Raw genomic sequence first — 20,799 nt, forward strand, 5'->3', positions numbered from 1 at the left:
CCGTAGGCTGCTGCCCACAGCCGGCCGCACGGGAGCGGCCGGGCGGTTTCACGGGGGCGGATCGATGAGCCAGGTACGGACACGGGTCTCGGCGTACGCGATCGTGGTGGTGGATGACCGGGCGCTGCTGACCCGGCTGTCCGACGCCTCGCCGGTGTTCACGCCCGGCCAGTGGCATCTTCCGGGCGGCGGCATCGACCCCGGCGAGCAGCCCGTCGACGCGCTGGTACGTGAACTGCGCGAGGAGACCGGGCGGGAGGTCCGGGAGGCCGGGCTGCTGGACGCGCGGACCTACGAGGTCCGGCGGCTCGGGGTGGACTGGCAGCTCACCGGCCTGTTCTACGCCGTCGCGCTGGAGGACGGCCCGACGGCGGTCACCGAAGCCGGCGGCTCCACCGACGCCGTGGCCTGGATCCCGCTCACCGATCTCCCGCACACGCCCCTGTCCCCGGCCGCCACCGACGGCCTGCGAAGAGCCGGCGCCCTGTCCTGACCGGCGCCCGACGCCCGGTAATCGATGACCGGCAACCGACGGCCGAACGACCGGCCCCGCGACATGGAGGAGCGGTGCCCGGAGGGATATCGGGAGCCTCCGGACACCGCTCGGCCTGTGTGCGGTGCGGGGAAGCGGATCACCCTGTGGACAACGCCCACCGGCCGACCCGCCCCCCTAAACTCCCCGGACTGTAAGGGGAGCCATGTGGCGAAGCGTTACTTCACGTTGACGCCCGTCCAGGCCGCCTCGACGCCCTTGACCTCGGCGCCGTCCGCGCCGTACAGGTCGGTGGCCGCCTTCACGGTCGCCTCGCGGGCCGCCTTGTAGTCGGTCGTCGAGGTCATGTACGCGGTCAGCGCCTTGTACCAGATCTTCTCGGCCTTGTCCCGGCCGATGCCCTCGACCTTGGAACCGTCGGCGGTCGGGCTGTCGTACTTCACGCCGTCGATCTCCTTGGCGCCGCTGCCCTCGGACAGCAGGTAGAAGAAGTGGTTGGCGATGCCCGAGGAGTAGTGCACGTCGACGTCGCCGGCACCCTCCTTCCAGAAGTCCAGCGACTGGCCGTCCTTGCTGGGCTTGTCCATGTAGCGCAGCGGGCTGCCGTCACCGTTGATGTCGATCTTCTCGCCGATGAGGTAGTCGCCCGGGTCCTCGGCGTTCTTGGCGCTGAACTCCGTCGAGGTGCCGAAGATGTCGGAGGTGGCCTCGTTCAGGCCGCCCGACTCGCCGCTGTACTCCAGGTTCGCGGTGGCCGAGGTGACGCCGTGCGACATCTCGTGCGCCGCCACGTCCAGCGCGGTCAGCGGGTGGGTGTTGCCCTCGCCGTCGCCGTACGTCATGCAGAAGCAGCTGTCGTCCCAGAACGCGTTCACGTAGTTCTGGCCGTAGTGCACGCGGGAGGTCGCGCCCTTGCCGTCGCCGTTGATGCCGCTGCGGCCGTGCACGCTCTTGTAGTAGTCCCAGGTGGCCTGGGCGCCGTACGCGGCGTCGACGGCGGCGGTCTGCGGGTCGTCACCCTTGCCGGTGCCCCACTTGTCGTCGTCGTCCGTGAGCAGCTTGCCCTCGCCGCTCTCCTTGCCGCCCAGGTCGAGGGTGGAGTGGCCGCCGCGGCTGTCGTCGGTCAGCTCGTAGCCGCTGCTGCCCTTCTTGGTGGCCAGCTCGACCTTGCCGCTGTACATGCTGGTGCCGGCGCCGGTCTCGATCGCCTGGCGCTGGAACAGCTTCTTGCCGGTGTTCGCGTCGGTGATGACGTGCAGCTCGCTGGGCGTGCCGTCCTTCTGGACGCCCTTGACCACGGTCTCGTACGCCAGCACCGGCTTGCCGGAGGCGGCCCAGATCACCTTGTTCGGGGTGGCCGCGTCGGACTTCTTGATGCCCTCCGTCCTGCCGGACACCGACTGGGCGGAGGCCGCGGCCTTCTTCGGGGCGATCTTCGCGCTGGTGGAGGCGACCTTGACGGCGGCCTTCGTGGCCTTGGAGGTCGACTTGACGGCGCCGCCCTTGGCCTGGTGCACGACCAGGTCGCCGCCCAGGACGGGCAGGCCGTCGTAGGTGCGGTCGTAGCGGGTGTGCGTGGTGCCGTCGGCGTCCTTGATGACGTCCTTGACGACCAGCTTCTCCTTGGCGCCGAGCCCGAGCTCCTCGGCGGTCTTCGCCTTGGTGGCCTGCGCGTCGCGCAGCAGCTCCGCGCGGTGCGAGGCGGTCATCTTCACGGGCGCGCCGGCGGCCTCGTGGGAGGTGGGGGCCGCGCCCGCCGTGCCGGTGGCGATGCCGGCGGCGAGCAGTGCTGCCGCGGCGACGGAGGCACCGGCGATACGGGTGGTACGCGATATGTGGGGGGTCACGCGTGCTCCTTCAACTTTGCCAAGTGGTGGGGGTGCAAAGCGATGCGGGTGGTACGTGCGGGGTCAGCGTGCCATTCCAACGCGCGACTGTCACCGGGTAATTGGGCCCGGTTTGCAATTTGTTCGCAAAGAGCGAGCTGTCGTCCGCATAGCGGAGGAGGGCCACCCCCGCCGAACGGCGGGGGTGGCCCTCCCTGTTGATCCGTCTGCCGGGGTTCCGGGTCAGAAGGTCAGCTTCCAGCTGTTCACGCGGCCGGTGTCACCGGAGTACACGTCACGGACCCGCAGCTTCCAGGTGCCGGTGGCGTTCTCCGAGGAGGCGTTGACCGTGTAGGTGGCCTTCACGTCCGCCGCCGAGTCCCAGGAGCTGGAGTTCTTCAGGCGGTACGCCGTGCCGTCCGGCGCGACCAGGTCGAGGACGAGGTCACCGCGGTAGCTGTGGGTGATGTCCACACCGACCTTGAGCGTGCTCGGAGCCTTGCCGGTCCGGTTCACGGCGATCGACGAGGTGACCGCGGCGCCCGCGTCCGGGATCGCCAGGCCGTCCTTGTTCTCGTAGACGTTGTCGCCGGGCTCGCCCGGGTCGCCGCCGTCCCCGACGCGGCTGCCGACGTTCACCGCGGCCCAGGTGTTGGCGACCGTGTTGTAGGTCGGGGTGTCCTTGCCGAAGAGGTCGGCGGCGGCGCTCAGGGTGGCGGTGCGGGCCGCCGCGTAGTTGGTGTTGGAGCTCATGTACTGGGTGAGCGCCTTGAACCAGACCTTCTCGGCGTTGGCCCGGCCGATGCCCGGCACGGACTGCCCGTCGGACGTCGGGCTGTCGTAGTGCACGCCGTTCACGTCCTTCGCACCGCTGCCCTCGGACAGCATGTAGAAGAAGTGGTTGGCGATGCCGGAGGAGTAGTGCACGTCGACGTTGCCGACGCCGGAGTACCAGAAGTCCTTGGACGCGCCGTCCTTGCTGGGCTTGTCCATGTAGCGCAGCGGGCTGCCGTCGCCGTTGATGTCGATCTTCTCGCCGACGAAGTAGTCGCCCGGGTCCTGGGGGTTGTTGGCGTTGAACTCGACGGCCGCCGCGAAGATGTCGGAGGTCGCCTCGTTCAGGCCGCCGGACTCACCGCTGTAGACGAGGTCGGCGGTGGCGGAGGTGACGCCGTGCGTCATCTCGTGGGCGGCCACGTCGATGGACGTGAGCGGGTGGGTGTTGCCCGACCCGTCGCCGTAGGTCATGCAGAAGCAGCTGTCGTCCCAGAAGGCGTTGACGTAGTTGTTGCCGTAGTGGACCCGGCTGTACGCGCCGACGCCGTCGCCCTTGATGCCGCTGCGGCCGTGCACGTTCTTGTAGTAGTCCCAGGTGAGCTGGGCGCCGTACGCGGCGTCCACGCCCGCGGTCTGGACGTTCTGCGGGGTGCCGTCGCCCCACACGTCGTCCGGGTCGGAGAAGAGCGTGCCGGTGCCGGACGAGCCGTGGTTGAGGTTGTACGTCTTGTGGTTGCCGCGCGCGGTGTCGGTCATGGTGTACGACGGCGCGGTGCCGATGGTCACCTTGCCGCTGTACTGGCTGTTGCCGGTGCCCTGCTCGATCTCCTGGTACTGGAACAGCTTCTCGCCGGTGGTGGCGTCGGTGACGACGTGCAGCCGGTTGGGCGTCTGGCCGTCCTCCTGCACGCCGCCGACCACGGTCTCGTACGCGAGGACCGGCGTGCCGTTCGCCGCCCAGACGACCTTGCGGGGCTCCTCGGCGTCGGACTTCTCGGCGCCCTCCGCCTTCGAGACCTTCAGGGCCTTGGACTCGGCGGTCGCCGGCGCGACGGCCGCCTTGGTGCTCGGCACGGCGATCCGGGCCTTGACACCCTTGGTGACCCGCTGGACCTTGCCGGAGCGGGTCTCGTGCACGACGAGGTCGCCGCCGAGCACGGGCAGGCCCTTGTAGGTGCGCTCGTACCGGGTGTGGGTGGTGCCGTCCCGGTCCTGCTGGACGTCCCGGACGACCAGCTTCTCCTCGGCTCCGAGCTGGAGCTTCTTCGCCGTCTGCGCGGTGGTGGCCGCCGCCTCCTTCAGCAGCTCCGCACGCTGCGAGGGGGAGAGCTTGGCGGGCAGTGCGCCCGCGCGGGGCTGGACGTGAGTGACGCCGGGGTTGGGGGCCGCGTTGCCCGCGCCGGTCGGTACGCCGACGGCGAGCAGGGCGGTCACGGCGACGAGGGTGCCGGTGGCCATCGCACGTCTGCGGGCCGGTCCGGAACGTCCATGGGGGGTGCGTGTCACGCTGGCTCCTTCTGCGAGGCCGCGACGGGATGGGCCGCGGCCGAGGGGACCGGTCGGCTGGGTGGCCGTCCGGGCAGAACAAGTGCGTGTGGGGGGAGCGGTGCATACGTGGTCGGTGCGGGCGGTGGTGCTGTGGGGACCCGTTTCGACTGCCGCGCAGCTTCCCACCCGCCACGGCCGGTTGTCAGGATCCCTTCAAGAACATGGCCGGAAAACGTCCGTAGAGCGGCGGTTGGCGTTCGTATAGCGGTCAACCATCCCGGGACGGCCGGCGGCCCGGACCCGTACGGCGAGGCGTGGGGCCGTCACCCCGCCAGGCTCTCCTTCCAGGCGCTGTGCAGGTCGGCGAAGTGGCCCCGGTCGGCGACGAGCCGGTCGGGGGTGCCGTCCTCGATGATCCGGCCGTGGTCCATGACCAGGACGCGGTCGGCGATCCGGACCGTGGACAGGCGGTGGGCGATGACCACGGCGGTGCGGTCGCGGAGGACGGTGTGCATGGCGCGCTGGACGGCGCGTTCGCCGGGGATGTCGAGGGAGGACGTGGCCTCGTCGAGGACGAGGACCGCCGGGTCGGCGAGGAGCGCCCGGGCGAAGGAGACCAGCTGGCGCTGGCCGGCGGAGATGCGGCCGCCGCGCTTGCGCACATCCGTGTCGTAGCCGTCGGGAAGCGCGCTGATGAACTCGTGCGCGCCGATGGCCCGCGCCGCGGCCTCGACCTCGGCGCGGGTGGCGTCCGGGCGGCCGACGGCGATGTTCTCGGCGACCGTGCCGGAGAACAGGAACGCCTCCTGGGTGACCATCACGACGCCGCGCCGCAGTTCGGCGGTGGACAGGTCGCGCAGGTCCACGCCGTCCAGGAGGACCCGGCCCGCAGGGGAGCCTCCACTGCTCGAACATGATGGAGAGCTCGGGGAGGGGTCGTAGAAGCGGGCCAGCAGTTTGGCGAGCGTGGACTTGCCCGCTCCCGTACGGCCGACTACCGCGACCGTGCTCCCCGCGGCCAGCGTGAGGTCGAAGCGCGGCAGCACCTCGCCGCCGGTGCGGTACGCGAACCGGACGCCGGAGAAGACCACTTCGCGCCCGGGGCTGCCGCCGGCGGCCGGGGGCAGGGCGACGGGCCTGGCCGGCTCGGGGACGGCGGGGCGCTGGGCGAGCAGGCCGGCGATCTTCTCCAGGGACGCGGCCGCCGACTGGTAGGCGTTGAGGAACATGCCCAGGCGGTCGATCGGGTCGTACAGCCGGCGCAGGTAGAGGACGCCGGCGGCGAGCACGCCGAGGGCCAGCGAGCCGGTGGCGACCCGGTAGGCGCCCCACAGCACGATGGCCGCGAGGGCGATGTTGGCGCACGTGCGGGAGAGGACGACGTACCGGGCCATCTCCAGGATGGCGGTGCCGTTGGCCCGCTCGTGGACGTGGTTCAGGCGGGCGAACTCGGTGTCGTTGGGCCGCTCGCGGCGGAAGGCCTGCACGGGGCGGATGCCGTTGAGCGTCTCGGCGAACTTCACGATGACCGCCGCGATGGCCGTCGAGCGGCGCTTGTAGACGGCCAGCGAGCGGCGCTGGAAGGAGCGGATCAGGAGCAGCAGGGGGCCCGTCGACAGCAGGGCGGCGGCACCCAGGCCCCAGTCCAGGTACAGCAGCATCGCCGTCACGTACACCATCGACAGCACGACCCCGACCAGCTCCTGCAGGCCGTCGTTGAGGAGTTCGCGCAGGCTCTCGACGTCGGTGGTGGAGCGGGAGATCAGCCGGCCCGAGGTGTAGCGCTCGTGGAAGTCCAGGCTGAGCGCCTGGGCGTGCCGGAAGATCCGCCCGCGCAGGTCGCGCAGGACGTCCTGGCTGACCCGGGAGCAGGAGCGGGTGAAGGCGTACTGGAGCGCGCCGGCGGCCAGCGCGCATGCCAGGTAGCCCGCGCCGACGGCCAGCAGCGGGCCGTGGTCGTGCGCCCGCAGCGCGGGCACGGCGTGGTCGATGGCGTACGCGACCAGCAGCGGGCCCGCCTGCACGGCGGCCTGCTGGAGCAGCAGCAGGACGACCGTGAGCCGGCCGCGGCGGAGGTACGGGCGCAGCAGCGAGCGGAGCAGGGTGAGCGAGGCGCCCTTGGGGGTGGGCAGGACGTCCTGGTCGAAGGGGTCCTCGGCGGGCGCGGAACCGGGGGCGGCGGCCGGGTCCGCGTCGCCGTCCTCCGGAGGCCGGCCGGCCGCGGTCGTGGTCGTGGTCATCACTCCGTCTCCTTCGTGGTGCGCTGCGGTCCGGCGGCGGCGGGAGCGCTTGCCGGGCCGTCCTCCGCCAGGTCGGCGCCGGACATCAGGTGGGCGTACTCGGCGCTCTCGCGCAGCAGCTGCTGATGACCGCCGACGGCGGTGATCCGGCCGTCCGAGAGGAGCGCGACCCGGTCGGCGAGCAGCACCGTGGACGGGCGGTGCGCGACGATCAGCGCGGTGGTGGTGGCCAGGACCTCCCGCAGCGCCGTCTCGACCCGCGCCTCGGTGTGCACGTCCAGCGCGGAGAGCGGATCGTCCAGGACCAGGAAGGGCGGCGCTCCGACCACCGCGCGGGCCAGCGCGAGCCGCTGCCGCTGGCCGCCGGACAGGCTCAGGCCCTGCTCGCCGACCTGGGTGTGCCCGGCCTGCGGGAGCGCGGCGACGAACTCCTGCGCCTGGGCGGTCCGCAGCGCCCGCTCGACGCCGTCCTCGCCCGCCTCCTCGCCGCCCATCAGGACGTTCTCCACCACGGTGGCGGAGAAGAGCGTCGGCTCCTCGAACGCCACCGCGACCAGGGAGCGCAGCTCGTCGCGCGGCAGGGTCATGATGTCCCGGCCGTCCAGGGTGATCCGGCCGCCGGTCGCGTCGTACAGCCGCGGTACCAGCGCGGTGAGCGTGGTCTTGCCGCTGCCCGTCGCGCCCACCAGAGCCATCGTCTCGCCCGGCCGGATGTGCAGGTCGACGCCGCGCAGCGTGGGCGGGGCGCCCGGCGGCGCGTCGGGGTAGCGGAACTCCACCCCCGTGAAGGCGAGTCCGTCGGGGGCCGGGGAGCCGGGCGCAAGGGCGCGGGCCGCGGCGCTCGCGGACGCGTCGTCGGCGTCCGCCGGCGGGGCGTCCAGCACTTCGAAGTACCGGTCGGCCGCGGTGGCCGACTCGTTGCTGATGGCCAGCAGGAAGCCGATGGACTCCACCGGCCAGCGCAGCGCCAGCGCGGTGGAGAGGAACGCCACGAGCGTGCCGGCCGACAGGTCCCCGTCCGCGACCTGGACCGTGCCGAGTACCAGCGCGGCGCCGATGGCGGTCTCCGGCAGGAACGTGATCACGCCCCAGATCGCCGCGAGCAGCCGCGCCTTGTGCAGCTCGGTGCCGCGCAGCTCGTGGGTGAGGGCGGCGTACGCGCGGGCCTGGGCGCGGTGCCGGCCGAAGCCCTTGATGATGCGGATGCCGAGCACGGACTCCTCGACCAGCGTGGTCAGGTCGCCCACCTGGTCCTGCGAACGGCGCGCCGCGACCGAGTACTTCGCCTCGAACGCGTAGCACAGCACCATCAGCGGCAGGAGCGGCGCGAGCAGCACCAGGCCCAGCGTCCAGCGCTGGCCGAGCAGGATGGCGAAGCCGACCAGGATGGTGACGCCGTTGACGAACAGGAACGTCAGCGGGAACGCCAGGAACATGCGCAGCAGCTGAAGATCGGTCGTGCCGCGCGAGAGCAGCTGCCCCGAGGGCCAGCGGTCGTGGAAGGCCACCGGCAGCCGCTGCAGATGGTGGTAGAGGGCGTCCCGCATCGAGGCCTCGACGCCCGCCAGGGGGCGCGCCACCAGCCACCGGCGCAGCCCGAAGAGCCCCGCCTCGGCCAGTCCGAGGAGCAGCAGGAGCCCGCCGCCCAGCCAGATGCCGCCCGCGTCCCGGCGCGCCACCGGCCCGTCGACCAGCCACTTCAGCACCAGCGGGATCAGCAGGCCCATGCAGGAGGCGAGGACGGCGACGATCGCGGCGCCGGACAGCCGGGCGCGTACGGGGCGGACGTACGGCCACAGCCGCAGCAGTGACCGTACGGCGGAGCGGGGCGGAGGGACGGCGGGCTCGGGGCGGTTCGCTGCAGCGCTCATCAGCAGTGAGCGTAGAAGTCGCCACTGACAATCCTCATGCGGTTTTTTCCCGCCGGGGGAGCGGCAGTTGACGCCGCGGGGGACGCCGCGCGCCGTCCGTCAGTGGCTCACCGCCCGGCCCGCAGCAGCCACACCGCCCGTCCCGGCAGCTCCACCTCGGTGCCCGCCTCGTACGCCGTCCCCGGCTCCGCCTCCTGGTCCTCGCGCGCGGTGTCCACGAGGAGTTCGTACGTACGGGCCCACGGCGCTGCCGGCAGGGTGAAGCGGCCCGGGGCGTGCCCGGCGTGCAGCAGGACCAGGAAGCTGTCGTCGGTCACCGGCAGCCCCCGCTCGTCCCGCTGCGGGATGTCCGTCCCGGACAGGAACATGCCCAGGGTCGCGGCGGGCGCGTACCAGTCGCCCTCCGCCATCTCCGTCCCCGCCGGGGTGAACCACGCCAGGTCCCGCAGCCCGTCCGGACCGTTCGGCCGCCCCGAGAAGAAGGCCCGGCGGCGCAGCACCGGATGCGCCCGGCGCAGCGCGGTCAGCCGGGAGACCAGCTCGGTCAGCGGCCGCCACTCCGGGTCCTCCGTCAGCGACCAGTCCAGCCAGCCCAGCTCGTTGTCCTGGCAGTAGCCGTTGTTGTTGCCCTGCTGGGTGCGGCCCAGCTCGTCGCCCGCGACCAGCATCGGCACGCCCGTGGAGAGCAGCAGCGTGGTGAGGAGGTTGCGCAGCTGGCGACGGCGGAGCGCCCGCACGTCCGCGTCGTCGGTCTCGCCCTCGGCGCCGCAGTTCCAGGAGCGGTTGTCGTCCGTGCCGTCGCGGTTGTTCTCGCCGTTGGCCTCGTTGTGCTTGTGCTCGTAGGAGACCAGGTCGCGCAGGGTGAAGCCGTCGTGCGCCGTGACGAAGTTGACCGAGGCCTGCGGGCGGCGGCCGCCCCAGGCGTACAGGTCGCTGGAGCCGGACAGCCGGTAGCCCAGGTCGCGTACGTCGTGCTGGGCGCCGCGCCAGAAGTCCCGCACGGTGTCGCGGTACCGGTCGTTCCACTCCGTCCACAGCGGCGGGAAGGCCCCGACCTGGTATCCGCCCATCCCCACGTCCCACGGCTCGGCGATCAGCTTCACCCGGCGCAGCACCGGGTCCTGCGCGATCACCGCGAGGAACGGCGAGAGCATGTCCACGTCGTGCATGGAGCGGGCCAGCGCGGCGGCCAGGTCGAAGCGGAAGCCGTCCACGCCCATCTCGGTGACCCAGTAGCGCAGCGAGTCGGTGATCAGGCGCAGCACGTTCGGCTGCACGACGTGCAGGGTGTTGCCGCAGCCGGTGTAGTCGGCGTACCGGCGCGGGTCCTGCTGGAGGCGGTAGTAGCCGCGGTTGTCTATCCCGCGCAGGGACAGCATCGGGCCCATCTCGTTCGCCTCGGCCGTGTGGTTGTAGACCACGTCGAGGATGACCTCGATGCCCGCGTCGTGCAGCGCCCGCACCATCCGGCGGAACTCGCCGACCTGCTGGCCGCGCGTCCCCGAAGCGGCGTACGCGGCGTGCGGCGCGAAGTAGCCGATGGAGTTGTAGCCCCAGTAGTTGCGCAGCCCGCGCCGCAGCAGATGATCCTCGTGTGCGAACTGGTGTACGGGGAGCAGCTCGACCGCCGTGACCCCGAGCCGGGTCAGATGCCCGATCGCGGCCGGGTGCGCGAGTCCCGCGTACGTGCCGCGCAGCTCCTCAGGGATGTCCGGGTGCCGCTTGGTGAAGCCGCGCACGTGCAGCTCGTAGATCACCGAATCGGCCCACGGCGTCTTCGGCCGCCGGTCGTCCTCCCAGTCGTCGCCGGGCACGTCGTCGTGGACGACGACGCCCTTCGGGACGTGCGGCGCGGAGTCCCGGTCGTCGCGCACCGTGTCCGCTATGTGCTGCTCGGGCCAGTCCCGCACGTGCCCGTACACCTCCGGCGGCAGCAGGAAGTCCCCGTCGACCGCGCGCGCGTACGGGTCGAGCAGCAGCTTCGCCGGATTCCAGCGGGCGCCGGTCCACGGGTCCCAGCGGCCGTGCACCCGGTAGCCGTACCGCGTCCCCGGCAGCACGCCGGGGACGAAGCCGTGCCAGATCTCGTGGGTCAGCTCCGCCAGCGGATGGCGGGTCTCGGCGCCCGCTTTGTCAAAAAGGCACACCTCCACCGACTCGGCGCCCGCCGCCCACAGCGCGAAGTTCGTGCCCGCGACGCCGTCCGGACCGCAGCGGAACCGCGCCCCGAGCGGCTGCGGGGACCCCGGCCGCACCGTGACCGGGGCAGCGGCCGGTCTCGCCCTGCCCTCGTCCGGCAGAGCCTCCTGCTCAAGCGCGCTCGACACGTGGCAGCCTCCCGCGGCTCGCGACTCGATCGGGCGGTGCCGTACGCGGCGCCCCGGCCGCGTGTGTGGACGTGCCCTCCCGGCAATCCTTCCCTGCACTCCTCCTTCCCCGAACCGGTCGGGACGTCACGTTTCCCCACGAAGGGAGCGCTCGTTGAGACCACCGTGACCAACCGATCCCTGACGTACCGAACGCTCCGGCGTCCCTGGACGGCCGCCGTACCGCTGCTCGCGGGCGCCGCGTTGCTCGCCGGCTGCCAGGGACCCGGCGGCTGGGCGTCGGACGAGCCGCCCTCACCGAAGGAGGCCGTACGGGTGCATCCGGACGACGGCGCGCGCGGCGTGCCCGCCGACCACCGCGTCGAGGTGCGGGTGCCGGACGGCCGGCTGGAGCGGGTCGAGGTCACCCGCGCGGGCGACACCGGCAGCGAACCGGTGCCCGGCCGGCTCACCCCCGACGGGCGCGGCTGGCGCTCGGCCGGCGCCCCGCTCGCGCTCGCCTCCCGGTACACCGTCGAGGCCGTCGCGCTGGACGGCCGCGGCCGGCGCACCGCCCGGCACACCTCCTTCACCACGTACGTGCCCGAGCACCGCATCGTCGGCTTCTTCCGCCCCGAGCACCGCTCCACCGTCGGCACCGGGATGATCGTCTCCTTCGACTTCAACCGCCCCGTGCGCGACCGGGCCGCCGTCGAGCGCGCCATCACCGTCACCGCGCGCCCCGAGGTGACCGTCGCGCCCCACTGGTTCGGCGACCGGCGGCTGGACTTCCGGCCCCGTGAGCCCTGGCGGCCGGGCACCGAGGTCACGATGGCGCTGCGGCTGCGGGACCTCCGTGCGGCGCCGGGGGTGTACGGGATCCAGCACAAGACGGTCCGCTTCAGGATCGGCCGGGATCGGACCAGCGTTGTTGACGCAGCCGCGCACACCATGACCGTACGGAGCGCCGGGAAACCGCTCGCCACGCTGCCGGTGACCGCGGGCGACCAGGACAACCCGACGTACAACGGCCGGATGGTGATCCTCGAACGGCACCCGATGACCCGGATGGACGGGGGCACCGTCGGCTTCGGGGGGGAGTACGACATCCCCGACGTGCCGCACGCGCTGCGCCTGACCACCTCCGGCACGTTCCTGCACGGGAACTACTGGGCGCCCAGGGCCACGTTCGGGGCCGCCAACACCAGCCACGGCTGCGTCGGCCTGCGGGACGAGCAGGGCGGCAGCCCCGACACCCCGGCGGGCTGGTTCTACCGCACCTCGCTCATCGGCGACATCGTGGAGGTGATCCGCTCCCGTGACACGACGGTGGCCCCGGACAACGGTCTGGGTGGCTGGAACATGACGTGGCGCGCGTGGCTGCGGGGCTCAGCGGCCGACTGAACGCGGCGCTCCGGCGGGTCCGGGACGGGCCGTTATCCGGCCGATTCGACCGCCCGCCGGAGCCCCTTCCGTACGTCCCGTACCACCCTCACCAGTCGGTACAAAACGGTGACATGTCCGGGGAGTCCCCTCCCGTCCGCAGTGTGGTTATCTGGCGGCAGCGCGCGCGTGGCCCGTGCCGCGCGCTGCGGATGCGGGTTGTGCGAGGGGAAAAGAGGCCAGTCTTGGACGTGCAGCCGATATGGGGGGCGCCGCGGGAGCGGCTTCGGCGGCGGCAGGGGGGAAAGGTCCTGCTCGCTCCGGTGCTCGGGGCGCTGATGGTGCTGGTGGCCGCGTGCGGGGGCAGCGGTGACGAGGGGGACAAGGGCGGCAAGGACACGCCGTCGCAGGCGACGCTGAAGATATCCCCGAAGGACGGCGCCGAGGGCGTCGCCACGAACGGGACCCTGAAGGTGACGGTCGACAAGGGCACGCTGCAGTCCGTCACGGTCAAGGACCGCAAGGGCAGGGCGGTCGAGGGCAAACTGTCCGGGGGCGGCAGCGTCTGGCAGCCGGTGGGCCACCTGGGCACCGCGACGGAGTACACCGTCGACGCGGTGGCGAAGGACTCCGAGGGCCGTGAGGCCGCCGAGCACGCCGACTTCACCACCCTGACCCCGAAGAACACCTTCGTCGGGCGCTATGTGCCGGAGGACGGGCAGACGGTCGGCGTCGGGATGCCGGTCGACCTGCGCTTCACCCGCGGCATCACCGACCCGAAGGCGGTCGAGAAGGCGATCAGGGTGACGGCCGAGCCGTCGGTGCCCGTCGAGGGGCGCTGGTTCGGCAACGACCGCCTGGAGTTCCGCCCGGAGAAGTACTGGAAGCCGGGCACGAAGGTCACGTTCACCATGAACCTCAACGGCGTCGAGGGCCGCCCCGGGGTGTACGGGACGCAGAACAAGAAGGTCACCTTCACCGTCGGCCGCAGCCAGGTCAGCACGGTGGACGCGGCGTCGCACCAGATGACCGTGGTCCGCGACGGCAAGAAGGTCAAGACCCTGCCGATCACGTCGGGCGCGCCGGGCACCGAGACGTACAACGGCAAGATGGTGATCAGCGAGAAGCACCCGGTGACGCGGATGAACGGCGAGACCGTCGGCTTCGGCGGGGAGTACGACATCAAGGACGTGCCGCACGCGATGCGGCTCAGCGACTCCGGCACGTTCATCCACGGCAATTACTGGTCGGGGCAGTGGACGTTCGGCAACCGCAACGCCAGCCACGGCTGCGTGGGGCTCTTCGACTACCGGGGCGGTTCCACGTCCACGCCCGCCGGCTGGTTCTACGAGAACTCCCTGATCGGTGACCTGGTCGTCGTCAAGAACTCGCACGACCGCACCATCCAGCCCGAGAACGGGCTGAACGTGTGGAACATGCCGTGGGAGGACTGGAAGAAGCCGCAGCCGGCTCAGGCCGCAAAGTAGCGGCCGGGACGGTGACGCGGGGTCCCGTCGGCGGGGGAGCGCCGACGGGACCGCGGTCGTACGGCGCGGCCGCACTGTGACGAGAGGCACCGGCGACGTTCCCGTGAACGGCCATTAACCTGCCTGCATGACTGTGAACTTCGAGGTCGCCGACGGGGTCGGCACCATCCGCCTGGACCGCCCGCCCATGAACGCGCTGGACACCGCCACCCAGGACCGGCTCCGCGAGCTGGCCGCGGAGGCGACCCGCCGCGACGACGTCCGCGCCGTGGTCATCTGGGGCGGTGAGAAGGTGTTCGCGGCCGGCGCGGACATCAAGGAGATGCAGGTGATGGACCACGCGGCGATGGTCGCCCGGTCCAGGGCCCTGCAGGACTCCTTCACCGCCGTCGCCCGCATTCCCAAGCCCGTGGTCGCCGCGGTGACCGGGTACGCGCTCGGTGGCGGCTGCGAGCTCGCCCTCTGCGCCGACTTCCGCATCGCCGCGGAGAACGCCAAGCTGGGCCAGCCCGAGATCCTGCTCGGCCTGATCCCCGGTGCGGGCGGCACCCAGCGCCTCGCCCGCCTCATCGGCCCTTCCAAGGCCAAGGACCTCATCTTCACCGGTCGTCAGGTGAAGGCCGACGAGGCGCTCACGCTCGGGCTGGTGGACCGTGTGGTTCCCGCCGAAGAGGTGTACGCGCAGGCGCACGCCTGGGCCGCCCGGCTGGCCGCGGGCCCGGCGATCGCGCTGCGGGCCGCGAAGGAGTCGGTGGACGCCGGTCTGGAGACCGACATCGACACCGGACTGACGATCGAACGCAACTGGTTCGCAGGTCTGTTCGCTACCGAGGACCGCGAGACGGGTATGCGCAGCTTCGTCGAGGAGGGCCCGGGCAAGGCCAAGTTCCGCTGACCGGGCAGGTGTTGGCGGGGCATGCGGGAAGCGGGCGCGCACGCGTGCCCCTTGTGGGGGAATGATGTGAGGCTCAAGGGAGCCTTATGGAGTGCCCCGCGCGCGGTCTCGACGCTCCGCCGCGAGCCGGATTACCGTGCAGGTCAGATGGGGTGTACCGGCCGGTTGACTGCCCATGGCATATGACCGGAGGGGGTGCGGGAGCCGCGGATTCCGGGAGACCGATTCCCGCGGTTCCGCCCCCGTGCCGTGTCGGTTGCGTCCATGATGGTGGCATGGCGGGCCTCGAAGGTAGGGAGCAGCCGCAGCCGCGAACCGGTACGGCTGCCGCGCGCTGGGTTCTGCCCGCCCAGGATGTGGAGGGGGAGAGTGTCAGGGTGACGGCTGCCGCTCGGGGGGACGGAGCGTCGAGGGCGCTCGATCTCATCGGTGACCCCGCCCTTGACGAGGTGCGGCTCCCCTCTCGACCCGAATCGGCGGCGACCGCACGCCGGTTGACGCAGTCCGTACTGCTGAAACAGTGGTCGCTGACGCCCACGCTCGCCGAGCACGCCGTACTGCTCGTGTCGGAGCTGGTCGGCAACGCCGTACGGCACACCGGCGCCCGGACGTTCGGCCTGCGGATGCTGCGGCGCCGTGGCTGGATCCGCATCGAGGTGCGCGATCCGTCGCGCGGCCTGCCCTGTCTGATGCCGGTGCATGAGCTGGACGTGAGCGGGCGCGGGCTCTTCCTCGTGGACAAGCTCTCCGACCGCTGGGGCGTCGACCTGCTGCCGCGCGGCAAGACGACGTGGTTCGAGATGCGGGTGACGGACCGCGCGTGAGCGCGGCGCGGTGAGCCGTGCCGCTCGTGCCCGGAAACGTGACTGGGGCCCTTCCGCGCTGTCGGCGGAACGGGCCCCAGTTGTCGCGCGCCGGCGGACGGAAGGGGTGTGTCCACGGCGCGGGTACGACCTGGCCCGGGTCAATGGGGGGTCGTTGCCCCGACTATCGCAGGCAGGGCAGGCGGCTGCCAAAAGGGCATATCGGTCATGTGCGGAAGTATCGGTGGAAATCCTCGGTCGATCCAAGGTGAGTTGCGCCACCGACCTTCCAATTACCGCTCCCGCCTGGGCGATCGCTGAGTAATTGCCGAATTCGCCCGATGGTTATGCGGGCCGCGCGGTGGGCCTCGGCCGAGACCGGCGTTCCCCCCTGGGAGCCGGCCGCGGCGGTCCGTAGGATGGGGCGCCGAAGCCGCCCGGTGCCGGGCGGCGCCGGACACCGGGGAGGGAGCGGCCGCATGGGAGCGACGGGGCGTGCGCACCGCTCGGCCGCCTGGACGCTGCTGGTCCTCCTCGCGGTGGTCTTCGCGCCGCTGCTCTGCCGGACGGGCGGCGGCACACCGGCCGCGACGGCGCCACGGACGGCGGCCGTGACCCCGGCCCACGCGGCCTCCGTCGCACAGCGGACCGTGGCCCCGTCCGACATGGCCCGGACCGCGGTTCCGGCCCACGCGGTCGCCACCCCGCAGTCGGCGGATCCGGTCCCCGTGGCCGCGTCCGCGCCCAAGAGGTGTGCGCCGCACGACGCGCCCGCCTCCGGCGACAGCGCGCCCGCGCCCGCCACGCACCGCGGGGAGCCCTTCGCCGCCCCGGCGGCCGTGCCCGCCCCGTACCTCTCCCACGACCCCGCGCGCTGCGCCCTCGCCCGGCCACCGACCGGCCCCGCGCCCGCCGCCGACACCGGCAGACTCCTGACCGTACTGCGGATATAGCGCCACCCCGCGCGCCGGCGCCCGGACACCTCGGTGCCCCGGCAGCCGTACGCGCGTACCGGCGCAGCCCCTCCGTATCCGCATCCGCACGTCAGGAGCACACCCATGTCCGCATCCGCTTCGCCGGGCCGCCGTCTCGCGGCCGTCGGCGCGATCCTCGCCCTCATCGTCGGCCTCGTCGCGATCGGCGTAGCCGTCGGCACGGCCATCGAGGGCGGCGGCGACCACACCTCCGCCGAGCCCGGCCCCGCCGCCTCCGTCTCGGAGTCGGACCCCGGCGGCCGCCGGCAGATGTACGACGACATCGAGAAGAAGACCTCGCGCCGGGAGAAGGGCGACGCGCTGGCCGTCGGCCGGACCGACGCGCCGGTCGTCCTGGTCGAGTACGCCGACTACCAGTGCGGCTTCTGCGGCCGCTTCGCGCGGGAGACCCAGCCCGAACTGATCAAGAAGTACGTGGACAAGGGCGTTCTGCGGATCGAGTTCCGCAACTTCACCATCTACGGCGAGGACTCCGAGCGGGCCGCGCGCGCGTCCTGGGCCGCCGGGCGGCAGGGCAAGTTCTGGGAGCTGCACGACGCGCTGTACGCCAAGAGCCGCAAGGGCCCGGCGCTCGCCGAGGACAAGCTGACCGGCCTGGCGCGCGACAGCGGCATCGAGGACATCGACCGCTTCCGGCGCGACATGAAGAGCGAGGCGGCGGCGGACGCGCTCGGCCGCGACCAGCGCGAGGGCTACGACCTCGGCGTGCAGTCCACCCCGTCGTTCCTGGTCAACGGTGAGCCGATCGCCGGTGCCCAGCCGACCGCCACCTTCACCCAGGCCATCGACGAGGCCGCGGCCCGCGCGGAGGAGAACGGGGGCGGCAAGTGAGCGACATCGGCTACCTCGCCGCCTTCCTGGGCGGCGCCCTCGCCCTGCTCAGCCCGTGCAGCGCGCTGCTGCTGCCGGCGTTCTTCGCGTACTCGCTCGCCACGCCCGGCCGGCTGCTGGCCCGTACCGGCGTCTTCTACCTGGGGCTGGCGGTCACGCTGACGCCGCTCGGCGCGGCCAGCACCGCCGCCAGCCGGCTCTTCAACGGCCACCGCGACCTGCTCATCGCCGTCGGCGGCTGGGTCGTGATCGCGATGGGCGTGCTGCAGATCCTGGGCCTGGGCTTCGCGTCCCGGCGGGCGCAGTCCGCCGCCGCGCGGATCACCCCGCGCTCGGCCGTCTCCACCTTCCTGCTGGGCTGCGTCTACGGCCTCGCGGGCTTCTGCGCCGGGCCGATCCTGGGCGCGGTACTGACGGTCACGGCGGTCAGCGGCTCGCCGGTGTACGGCGCTTCGATGCTGGCCGTGTACGCGCTGGGGATGGCGCTGCCGCTGTTCGTACTGGCCCTGCTGTGGGACCGGTTCCAGCTGGGCCGGCGCGGCTGGCTGCGCGGCCGGGAGTTCGGCCTCGGGCCGCTGCGGCTGCACACCACCTCGCTCGTCTCCGGGCTGTTCTTCATCGGCATCGGCGTGCTCTTCCTGGCGTTCAACGGCACGAGCGCGCTGCCCGGAATCCTCGGCACGGACGCGGAATTCCGGCTGGAGGAATGGGCGGCGGCGGCCGGGGACGCCGTGCCGGACACCGTGCTGATCGCGGTGGCCGCGCTGGCCGTCGCCGCGGTGCTCGGCCGCATCGCGCTCCGCCCGGACAAGAAGACGAAGGACTGATCCCACTCATGGGCCGGCCGTGCGGCCATTCGGCTCATATCCGGTGCGGCGGCCGGTGACCTTCCGTGGCGTGCGCGGGATGTCGCCGGCCGGCCACTAGCTTGCCGTGGCATGGAAGCCCTCCTCTTCGCCGGTCTCTTCGCCACCTTCCTGTGCGTCGTGGGCCGGCGGAGCCGAGTGGCGGCGGTCGCGGCGTGGTCGGTGATGTTCGCCGCCGCCGTCTGGCTGGCGGCACATCACCTCACGGGCGCAGTCGTGCCCGGTCTGCCGCAGTGAAGCGTGCCGCGCCCGCCGGCCCGCGCCGACCGGCGGGCCGGAACCGACTGGACCGGAGATCTTCTCGCTCATGAGCGCACTACTGACCGGGCGGATGACCACGCCGCTGAGCACGCCGGCGATCCCCGCGCTGGAGACCGGTCCGCCGGGCGTCATCGCCCGCGCGCAGTACTGGTTCGCCTGCCTCTTCACGGCCGGCTGGACCGCCGTCCTCGGCGGCGGGCTCTACCTCCAGCTCGCCCGGGGCGAACACCCGTGCCCGCTCTGCGTCGTCCAGCGGATGTTCATGGTGCTGGCGCTGCTGGGCGCCGCCCACATCGTCCGGCAGGGGCTGAGCGGCACGGTGCCACGCCGGGACTACCTCATGGGGTGGGGGCTCGCGCTCGTCGGCTGTACGGCCGGTGCGCTGGTGGTGGGGCGGCAGGCGCTGCTGTACCTGCTCGCCGGTGACGGCGCCGGGGCGGCCGCCGACGCACCGGCGGGGGCGTACGGCAGCATCGTGCGGGGCGTGCCGTCCGATGTCTGGGCGTGGTTCTTCTTCCAGGCGTCGGTGCTCGCGATCGGGGCCGTGCTGGTCACCTCGCACCTCACCACGGCCCGGCGGATCCCCGTGCGGGGCGCGCACCACGCGGCCGGGGTGGGCGTGCTGTTCCTCGCCGGGGCGGTCGTCGCGGTGAGCGCGGTGGCCGTCTTCCTGGAGGCGGGGCTGCACGCCTTCCTGCCGGTCGCCCCCGGCCGCTACCAGCTCTTCCACGACCTGGGGCTGGTGCGCTGAGCCGGGGCGGCGGGCCGGGTCAGGCGCTGCGGCGCAGCGGCGGATGCGGGTGCGCGTCCGCCCGGCGCCGGCGGTCGTTGCACAGCAGGCACTTGCCGTAGCCGGGCGGCAGTGGATCCTCGGGGTCGCCGTACAGCGGGTCGACGGCGCCGTGCGGATGGGCGGCGCAGCCGGTCGGGCCGGCGGCGGGTCCGGTCTCGGTGCCGAGCGATCCGGCGGTGGTCAGGGCCTGCCGCAGGACGTCGACGAGCCGGTCGGCGTCCTGCCGGCTGGGGGCCTGCTGCAGGCCCGAGGCGAGGTCGGCGGCGAGAGTGAGCGCGGTCTGGAGTTCGCGCAGGTCTGCGTAACTCATGCCCCGGAGCGTAGGCGCACCCACTGACAGTTGATCTTCCGATCGCACTTCGTGGCATCCCATGCGCCGATGCATGCCCGCCCTCGGCCACGATTCACCACCGCGGAGCCGAAGCCCCCCTTGCGGAGGCATGACGTCCGAGTGACGGGCGGGACGCCGGCGACGGGCGCCGGACGTCCCGCCCCCGGCCGCCGGGCCGGCCCGGGCACGCCCGTGCCCGCGCCCGGTCCCGGCCCCGGCGCCCGCGTCGGCGTCCGCGTCGGCTCAGGGCGCGATCGGCAGCTCGCGCTTGTGGGCGGTGAGGCGGTAGCGGCGCACGATCGTGTCGAACGTCTGCTCGCTGACCGGCTTGCCCTCCAGGAAGTCGTCGAGCGCGTCGTACGTGACGCCGAGCGCGTCCTCGTCGGCCTTGCCCGGGGACAGCGTCTCCAGGTCGGCGGTCGGGACCTTCCAGACCAGCTCGGCGGGGGCACCCAGCGCGTCGGCCACCGCGCGCACCCGCCGCTTGGTCAGGCCGGTCAGCGGCACCACGTCCGCCGCGCCGTCGCCGAACTTGGTGAAGAAGCCCGTCACCGCCTCGGCGGCGTGGTCGGTGCCGACGACCAGGCCGTCCCGGGCACCGGCCACCGCGTACTGCGCGATCATGCGCTGCCGGGCCTTGATGTTGCCCTGGACGAAGTCCTGGTGGTGCTCGTCGCGGAAGGGGACGCCGGAGTCCAGCACGGCCTGCAGGGCCGCGTCGCTGGCCGCCTTCACGTCGACGGTGAGCACCTCGTCCGCCTTGATGAAGGAGAGCGCGAGCTGCGCGTCGTGCTCGTCGGCCTGCACGCCGTAGGGCAGCCGCATGGCGTAGAACGTGGCGTCGTGGCCCGCCTCACGGGCCCGCTCCACCGCGAGCTGGCAGAGCCGGCCCGCGGTGGTGGAGTCCACGCCGCCGCTGATGCCGAGCACCAGGGAGCGCAGCCCCGTGCTCGTCAGCCGCTCGGCGAGGAAGGCCACCCGGCGCTCGATCTCCTCCTGGGCGTCGAAGGACGCGGACACCTGGAGATCCCGGGCGATCTCCTGCTGCAGGCTCATGGACGCCGGGTCGGTCACAGTGGCTCCTCGTGGTCTCGCTGTGGCGCCAGGGCGTGCGGAGGGGCGGGCGGCACCGGCGCACAGGCGCATACGTACG

Annotated in this window: 17 protein-coding genes; 10 read left to right on the forward strand and 7 right to left on the reverse strand. The window is 72.6% G+C overall.

Going from position 1 to position 20,799, the window contains the following annotated elements:
- Window positions 1–64 precede the first annotated feature (64 nt).
- The gene (locus ACZ6WH_RS32410) at window positions 65–493 is read left to right on the forward strand and encodes an NUDIX hydrolase (protein ID WP_469732933.1); all 429 of its coding nucleotides are present in this window, start codon (window positions 65–67) and stop codon (window positions 491–493) included.
- Window positions 494–711: 218 nt separating this feature from the next.
- Here ACZ6WH_RS32410 and ACZ6WH_RS32415 read toward each other — a convergent pair whose 3' ends face one another.
- The 5 genes from ACZ6WH_RS32415 to glgX all read right to left on the reverse strand — a co-directional run bounded on the left by ACZ6WH_RS32415 (window position 712) and on the right by glgX (window position 11,022).
- Window positions 712–2,340, reverse strand: coding sequence for a M4 family metallopeptidase (locus ACZ6WH_RS32415; RefSeq protein WP_469732935.1), 1,629 nt, complete (start codon window positions 2,338–2,340; stop codon window positions 712–714).
- Window positions 2,341–2,562: 222 nt separating this feature from the next.
- Complete coding sequence (locus ACZ6WH_RS32420) at window positions 2,563–4,554, reverse strand: M4 family metallopeptidase (RefSeq protein ID WP_469733216.1); 1,992 nt, start codon at window positions 4,552–4,554, stop codon at window positions 2,563–2,565.
- A gap of 353 nt (window positions 4,555–4,907) precedes the next feature.
- On the reverse strand, window positions 4,908–6,824 hold the full coding sequence (locus ACZ6WH_RS32425; RefSeq protein WP_469732937.1) for an ABC transporter ATP-binding protein: 1,917 nt from the start codon (window positions 6,822–6,824) through the stop codon (window positions 4,908–4,910).
- Window positions 6,824–8,695 carry an ABC transporter ATP-binding protein gene (locus ACZ6WH_RS32430; RefSeq protein WP_469732939.1) on the reverse strand — a complete coding sequence of 624 codons (1,872 nt, stop codon included), beginning with the start codon at window positions 8,693–8,695 and terminating at the stop codon, window positions 6,824–6,826. Before ACZ6WH_RS32430 ends, ACZ6WH_RS32425 begins: the two co-directional genes overlap by 1 nt.
- A 107-nt stretch (window positions 8,696–8,802) precedes the next feature.
- A complete protein-coding gene (glgX, locus tag ACZ6WH_RS32435) occupies window positions 8,803–11,022 on the reverse strand; it encodes a glycogen debranching protein GlgX (protein ID WP_469732941.1) in 2,220 nt (739 codons plus the stop codon).
- A 165-nt stretch (window positions 11,023–11,187) separates the two neighbouring features.
- Here glgX and ACZ6WH_RS32440 point away from each other — a divergent pair, with 165 nt between their 5' ends.
- The 9 genes from ACZ6WH_RS32440 (at window position 11,188) to ACZ6WH_RS32480 (ending at window position 19,273) form a co-directional block, all read left to right on the forward strand.
- Entirely contained in the window at window positions 11,188–12,405 is a 1,218-nt protein-coding gene (locus ACZ6WH_RS32440; protein WP_469732943.1) for a L,D-transpeptidase, read from the forward strand.
- A gap of 224 nt (window positions 12,406–12,629) precedes the next feature.
- Window positions 12,630–13,871 carry a L,D-transpeptidase gene (locus ACZ6WH_RS32445; RefSeq protein ID WP_469732944.1) on the forward strand — a complete coding sequence of 414 codons (1,242 nt, stop codon included), beginning with the start codon at window positions 12,630–12,632 and terminating at the stop codon, window positions 13,869–13,871.
- A 127-nt stretch (window positions 13,872–13,998) separates the two neighbouring features.
- Window positions 13,999–14,766, forward strand: coding sequence for an enoyl-CoA hydratase/isomerase family protein (locus ACZ6WH_RS32450; protein WP_361555874.1), 768 nt, complete (start codon window positions 13,999–14,001; stop codon window positions 14,764–14,766).
- 275 nt (window positions 14,767–15,041) lie between these two features.
- Window positions 15,042–15,590 (forward strand): ATP-binding protein, encoded by a 549-nt coding sequence (locus ACZ6WH_RS32455; RefSeq protein ID WP_432858955.1) that lies wholly within the window; start codon window positions 15,042–15,044, stop codon window positions 15,588–15,590.
- A gap of 458 nt (window positions 15,591–16,048) precedes the next feature.
- Window positions 16,049–16,522 (forward strand): hypothetical protein, encoded by a 474-nt coding sequence (locus ACZ6WH_RS32460; RefSeq protein ID WP_469732946.1) that lies wholly within the window; start codon window positions 16,049–16,051, stop codon window positions 16,520–16,522.
- A 105-nt stretch (window positions 16,523–16,627) separates the two neighbouring features.
- On the forward strand, window positions 16,628–17,395 hold the full coding sequence (locus tag ACZ6WH_RS32465) for a DsbA family protein (RefSeq protein WP_469732948.1): 768 nt from the start codon (window positions 16,628–16,630) through the stop codon (window positions 17,393–17,395).
- On the forward strand, window positions 17,392–18,222 hold the full coding sequence (locus ACZ6WH_RS32470) for a cytochrome c biogenesis CcdA family protein (protein ID WP_469732949.1): 831 nt from the start codon (window positions 17,392–17,394) through the stop codon (window positions 18,220–18,222). Before ACZ6WH_RS32465 ends, ACZ6WH_RS32470 begins: the two co-directional genes overlap by 4 nt.
- 111 nt (window positions 18,223–18,333) lie before the next feature.
- Window positions 18,334–18,498 carry a DUF5993 family protein gene (locus tag ACZ6WH_RS32475; protein WP_432858963.1) on the forward strand — a complete coding sequence of 55 codons (165 nt, stop codon included), beginning with the start codon at window positions 18,334–18,336 and terminating at the stop codon, window positions 18,496–18,498.
- A 70-nt stretch (window positions 18,499–18,568) separates the two neighbouring features.
- Window positions 18,569–19,273 (forward strand): disulfide bond formation protein B, encoded by a 705-nt coding sequence (locus ACZ6WH_RS32480; protein WP_469732951.1) that lies wholly within the window; start codon window positions 18,569–18,571, stop codon window positions 19,271–19,273.
- Window positions 19,274–19,292: 19 nt separating this feature from the next.
- Here the strand turns inward: ACZ6WH_RS32480 and ACZ6WH_RS32485 are convergent, their stop codons facing one another.
- Both ACZ6WH_RS32485 and nadE read right to left on the reverse strand, forming a co-directional pair.
- A complete protein-coding gene (locus ACZ6WH_RS32485) occupies window positions 19,293–19,625 on the reverse strand; it encodes a hypothetical protein (protein ID WP_469732953.1) in 333 nt (110 codons plus the stop codon).
- Between the two features lie 264 nt (window positions 19,626–19,889).
- Window positions 19,890–20,720, reverse strand: a complete 831-nt coding sequence (gene nadE, locus ACZ6WH_RS32490) for an ammonia-dependent NAD(+) synthetase (protein ID WP_469732955.1) — start codon at window positions 20,718–20,720, stop codon at window positions 19,890–19,892.
- Between the last annotated feature and the right edge of the window lie 79 nt (window positions 20,721–20,799).

It is taken from the genome of Streptomyces sp. NPDC050806 (genome assembly GCF_055586425.1).

What these genes read in the sequence shown, in the direction of transcription:
- ACZ6WH_RS32465 (WP_469732948.1), top strand. Translation starts at nt 16,628, where the DNA reads ATGTCCGCATCCGCTTCGCCGGGCCGCCGTCTCGCGGCCGTCGGCGCG.
- ACZ6WH_RS32425 (WP_469732937.1), bottom strand. Translation starts at nt 6,824, where the DNA reads ATGACCACGACCACGACCGCGGCCGGCCGGCCTCCGGAGGACGGCGAC.
- ACZ6WH_RS32450 (WP_361555874.1), top strand. Translation starts at nt 13,999, where the DNA reads ATGACTGTGAACTTCGAGGTCGCCGACGGGGTCGGCACCATCCGCCTG.
- ACZ6WH_RS32455 (WP_432858955.1), top strand. Translation starts at nt 15,042, where the DNA reads ATGGCGGGCCTCGAAGGTAGGGAGCAGCCGCAGCCGCGAACCGGTACG.
- ACZ6WH_RS32430 (WP_469732939.1), bottom strand. Translation starts at nt 8,695, where the DNA reads ATGAGCGCTGCAGCGAACCGCCCCGAGCCCGCCGTCCCTCCGCCCCGC.
- ACZ6WH_RS32475 (WP_432858963.1), top strand. Translation starts at nt 18,334, where the DNA reads ATGGAAGCCCTCCTCTTCGCCGGTCTCTTCGCCACCTTCCTGTGCGTC.
- ACZ6WH_RS32480 (WP_469732951.1), top strand. Translation starts at nt 18,569, where the DNA reads ATGAGCGCACTACTGACCGGGCGGATGACCACGCCGCTGAGCACGCCG.
- ACZ6WH_RS32485 (WP_469732953.1), bottom strand. Translation starts at nt 19,625, where the DNA reads ATGAGTTACGCAGACCTGCGCGAACTCCAGACCGCGCTCACTCTCGCC.
- ACZ6WH_RS32460 (WP_469732946.1), top strand. Translation starts at nt 16,049, where the DNA reads ATGGGAGCGACGGGGCGTGCGCACCGCTCGGCCGCCTGGACGCTGCTG.
- ACZ6WH_RS32410 (WP_469732933.1), top strand. Translation starts at nt 65, where the DNA reads ATGAGCCAGGTACGGACACGGGTCTCGGCGTACGCGATCGTGGTGGTG.
- ACZ6WH_RS32420 (WP_469733216.1), bottom strand. Translation starts at nt 4,554, where the DNA reads ATGGCCACCGGCACCCTCGTCGCCGTGACCGCCCTGCTCGCCGTCGGC.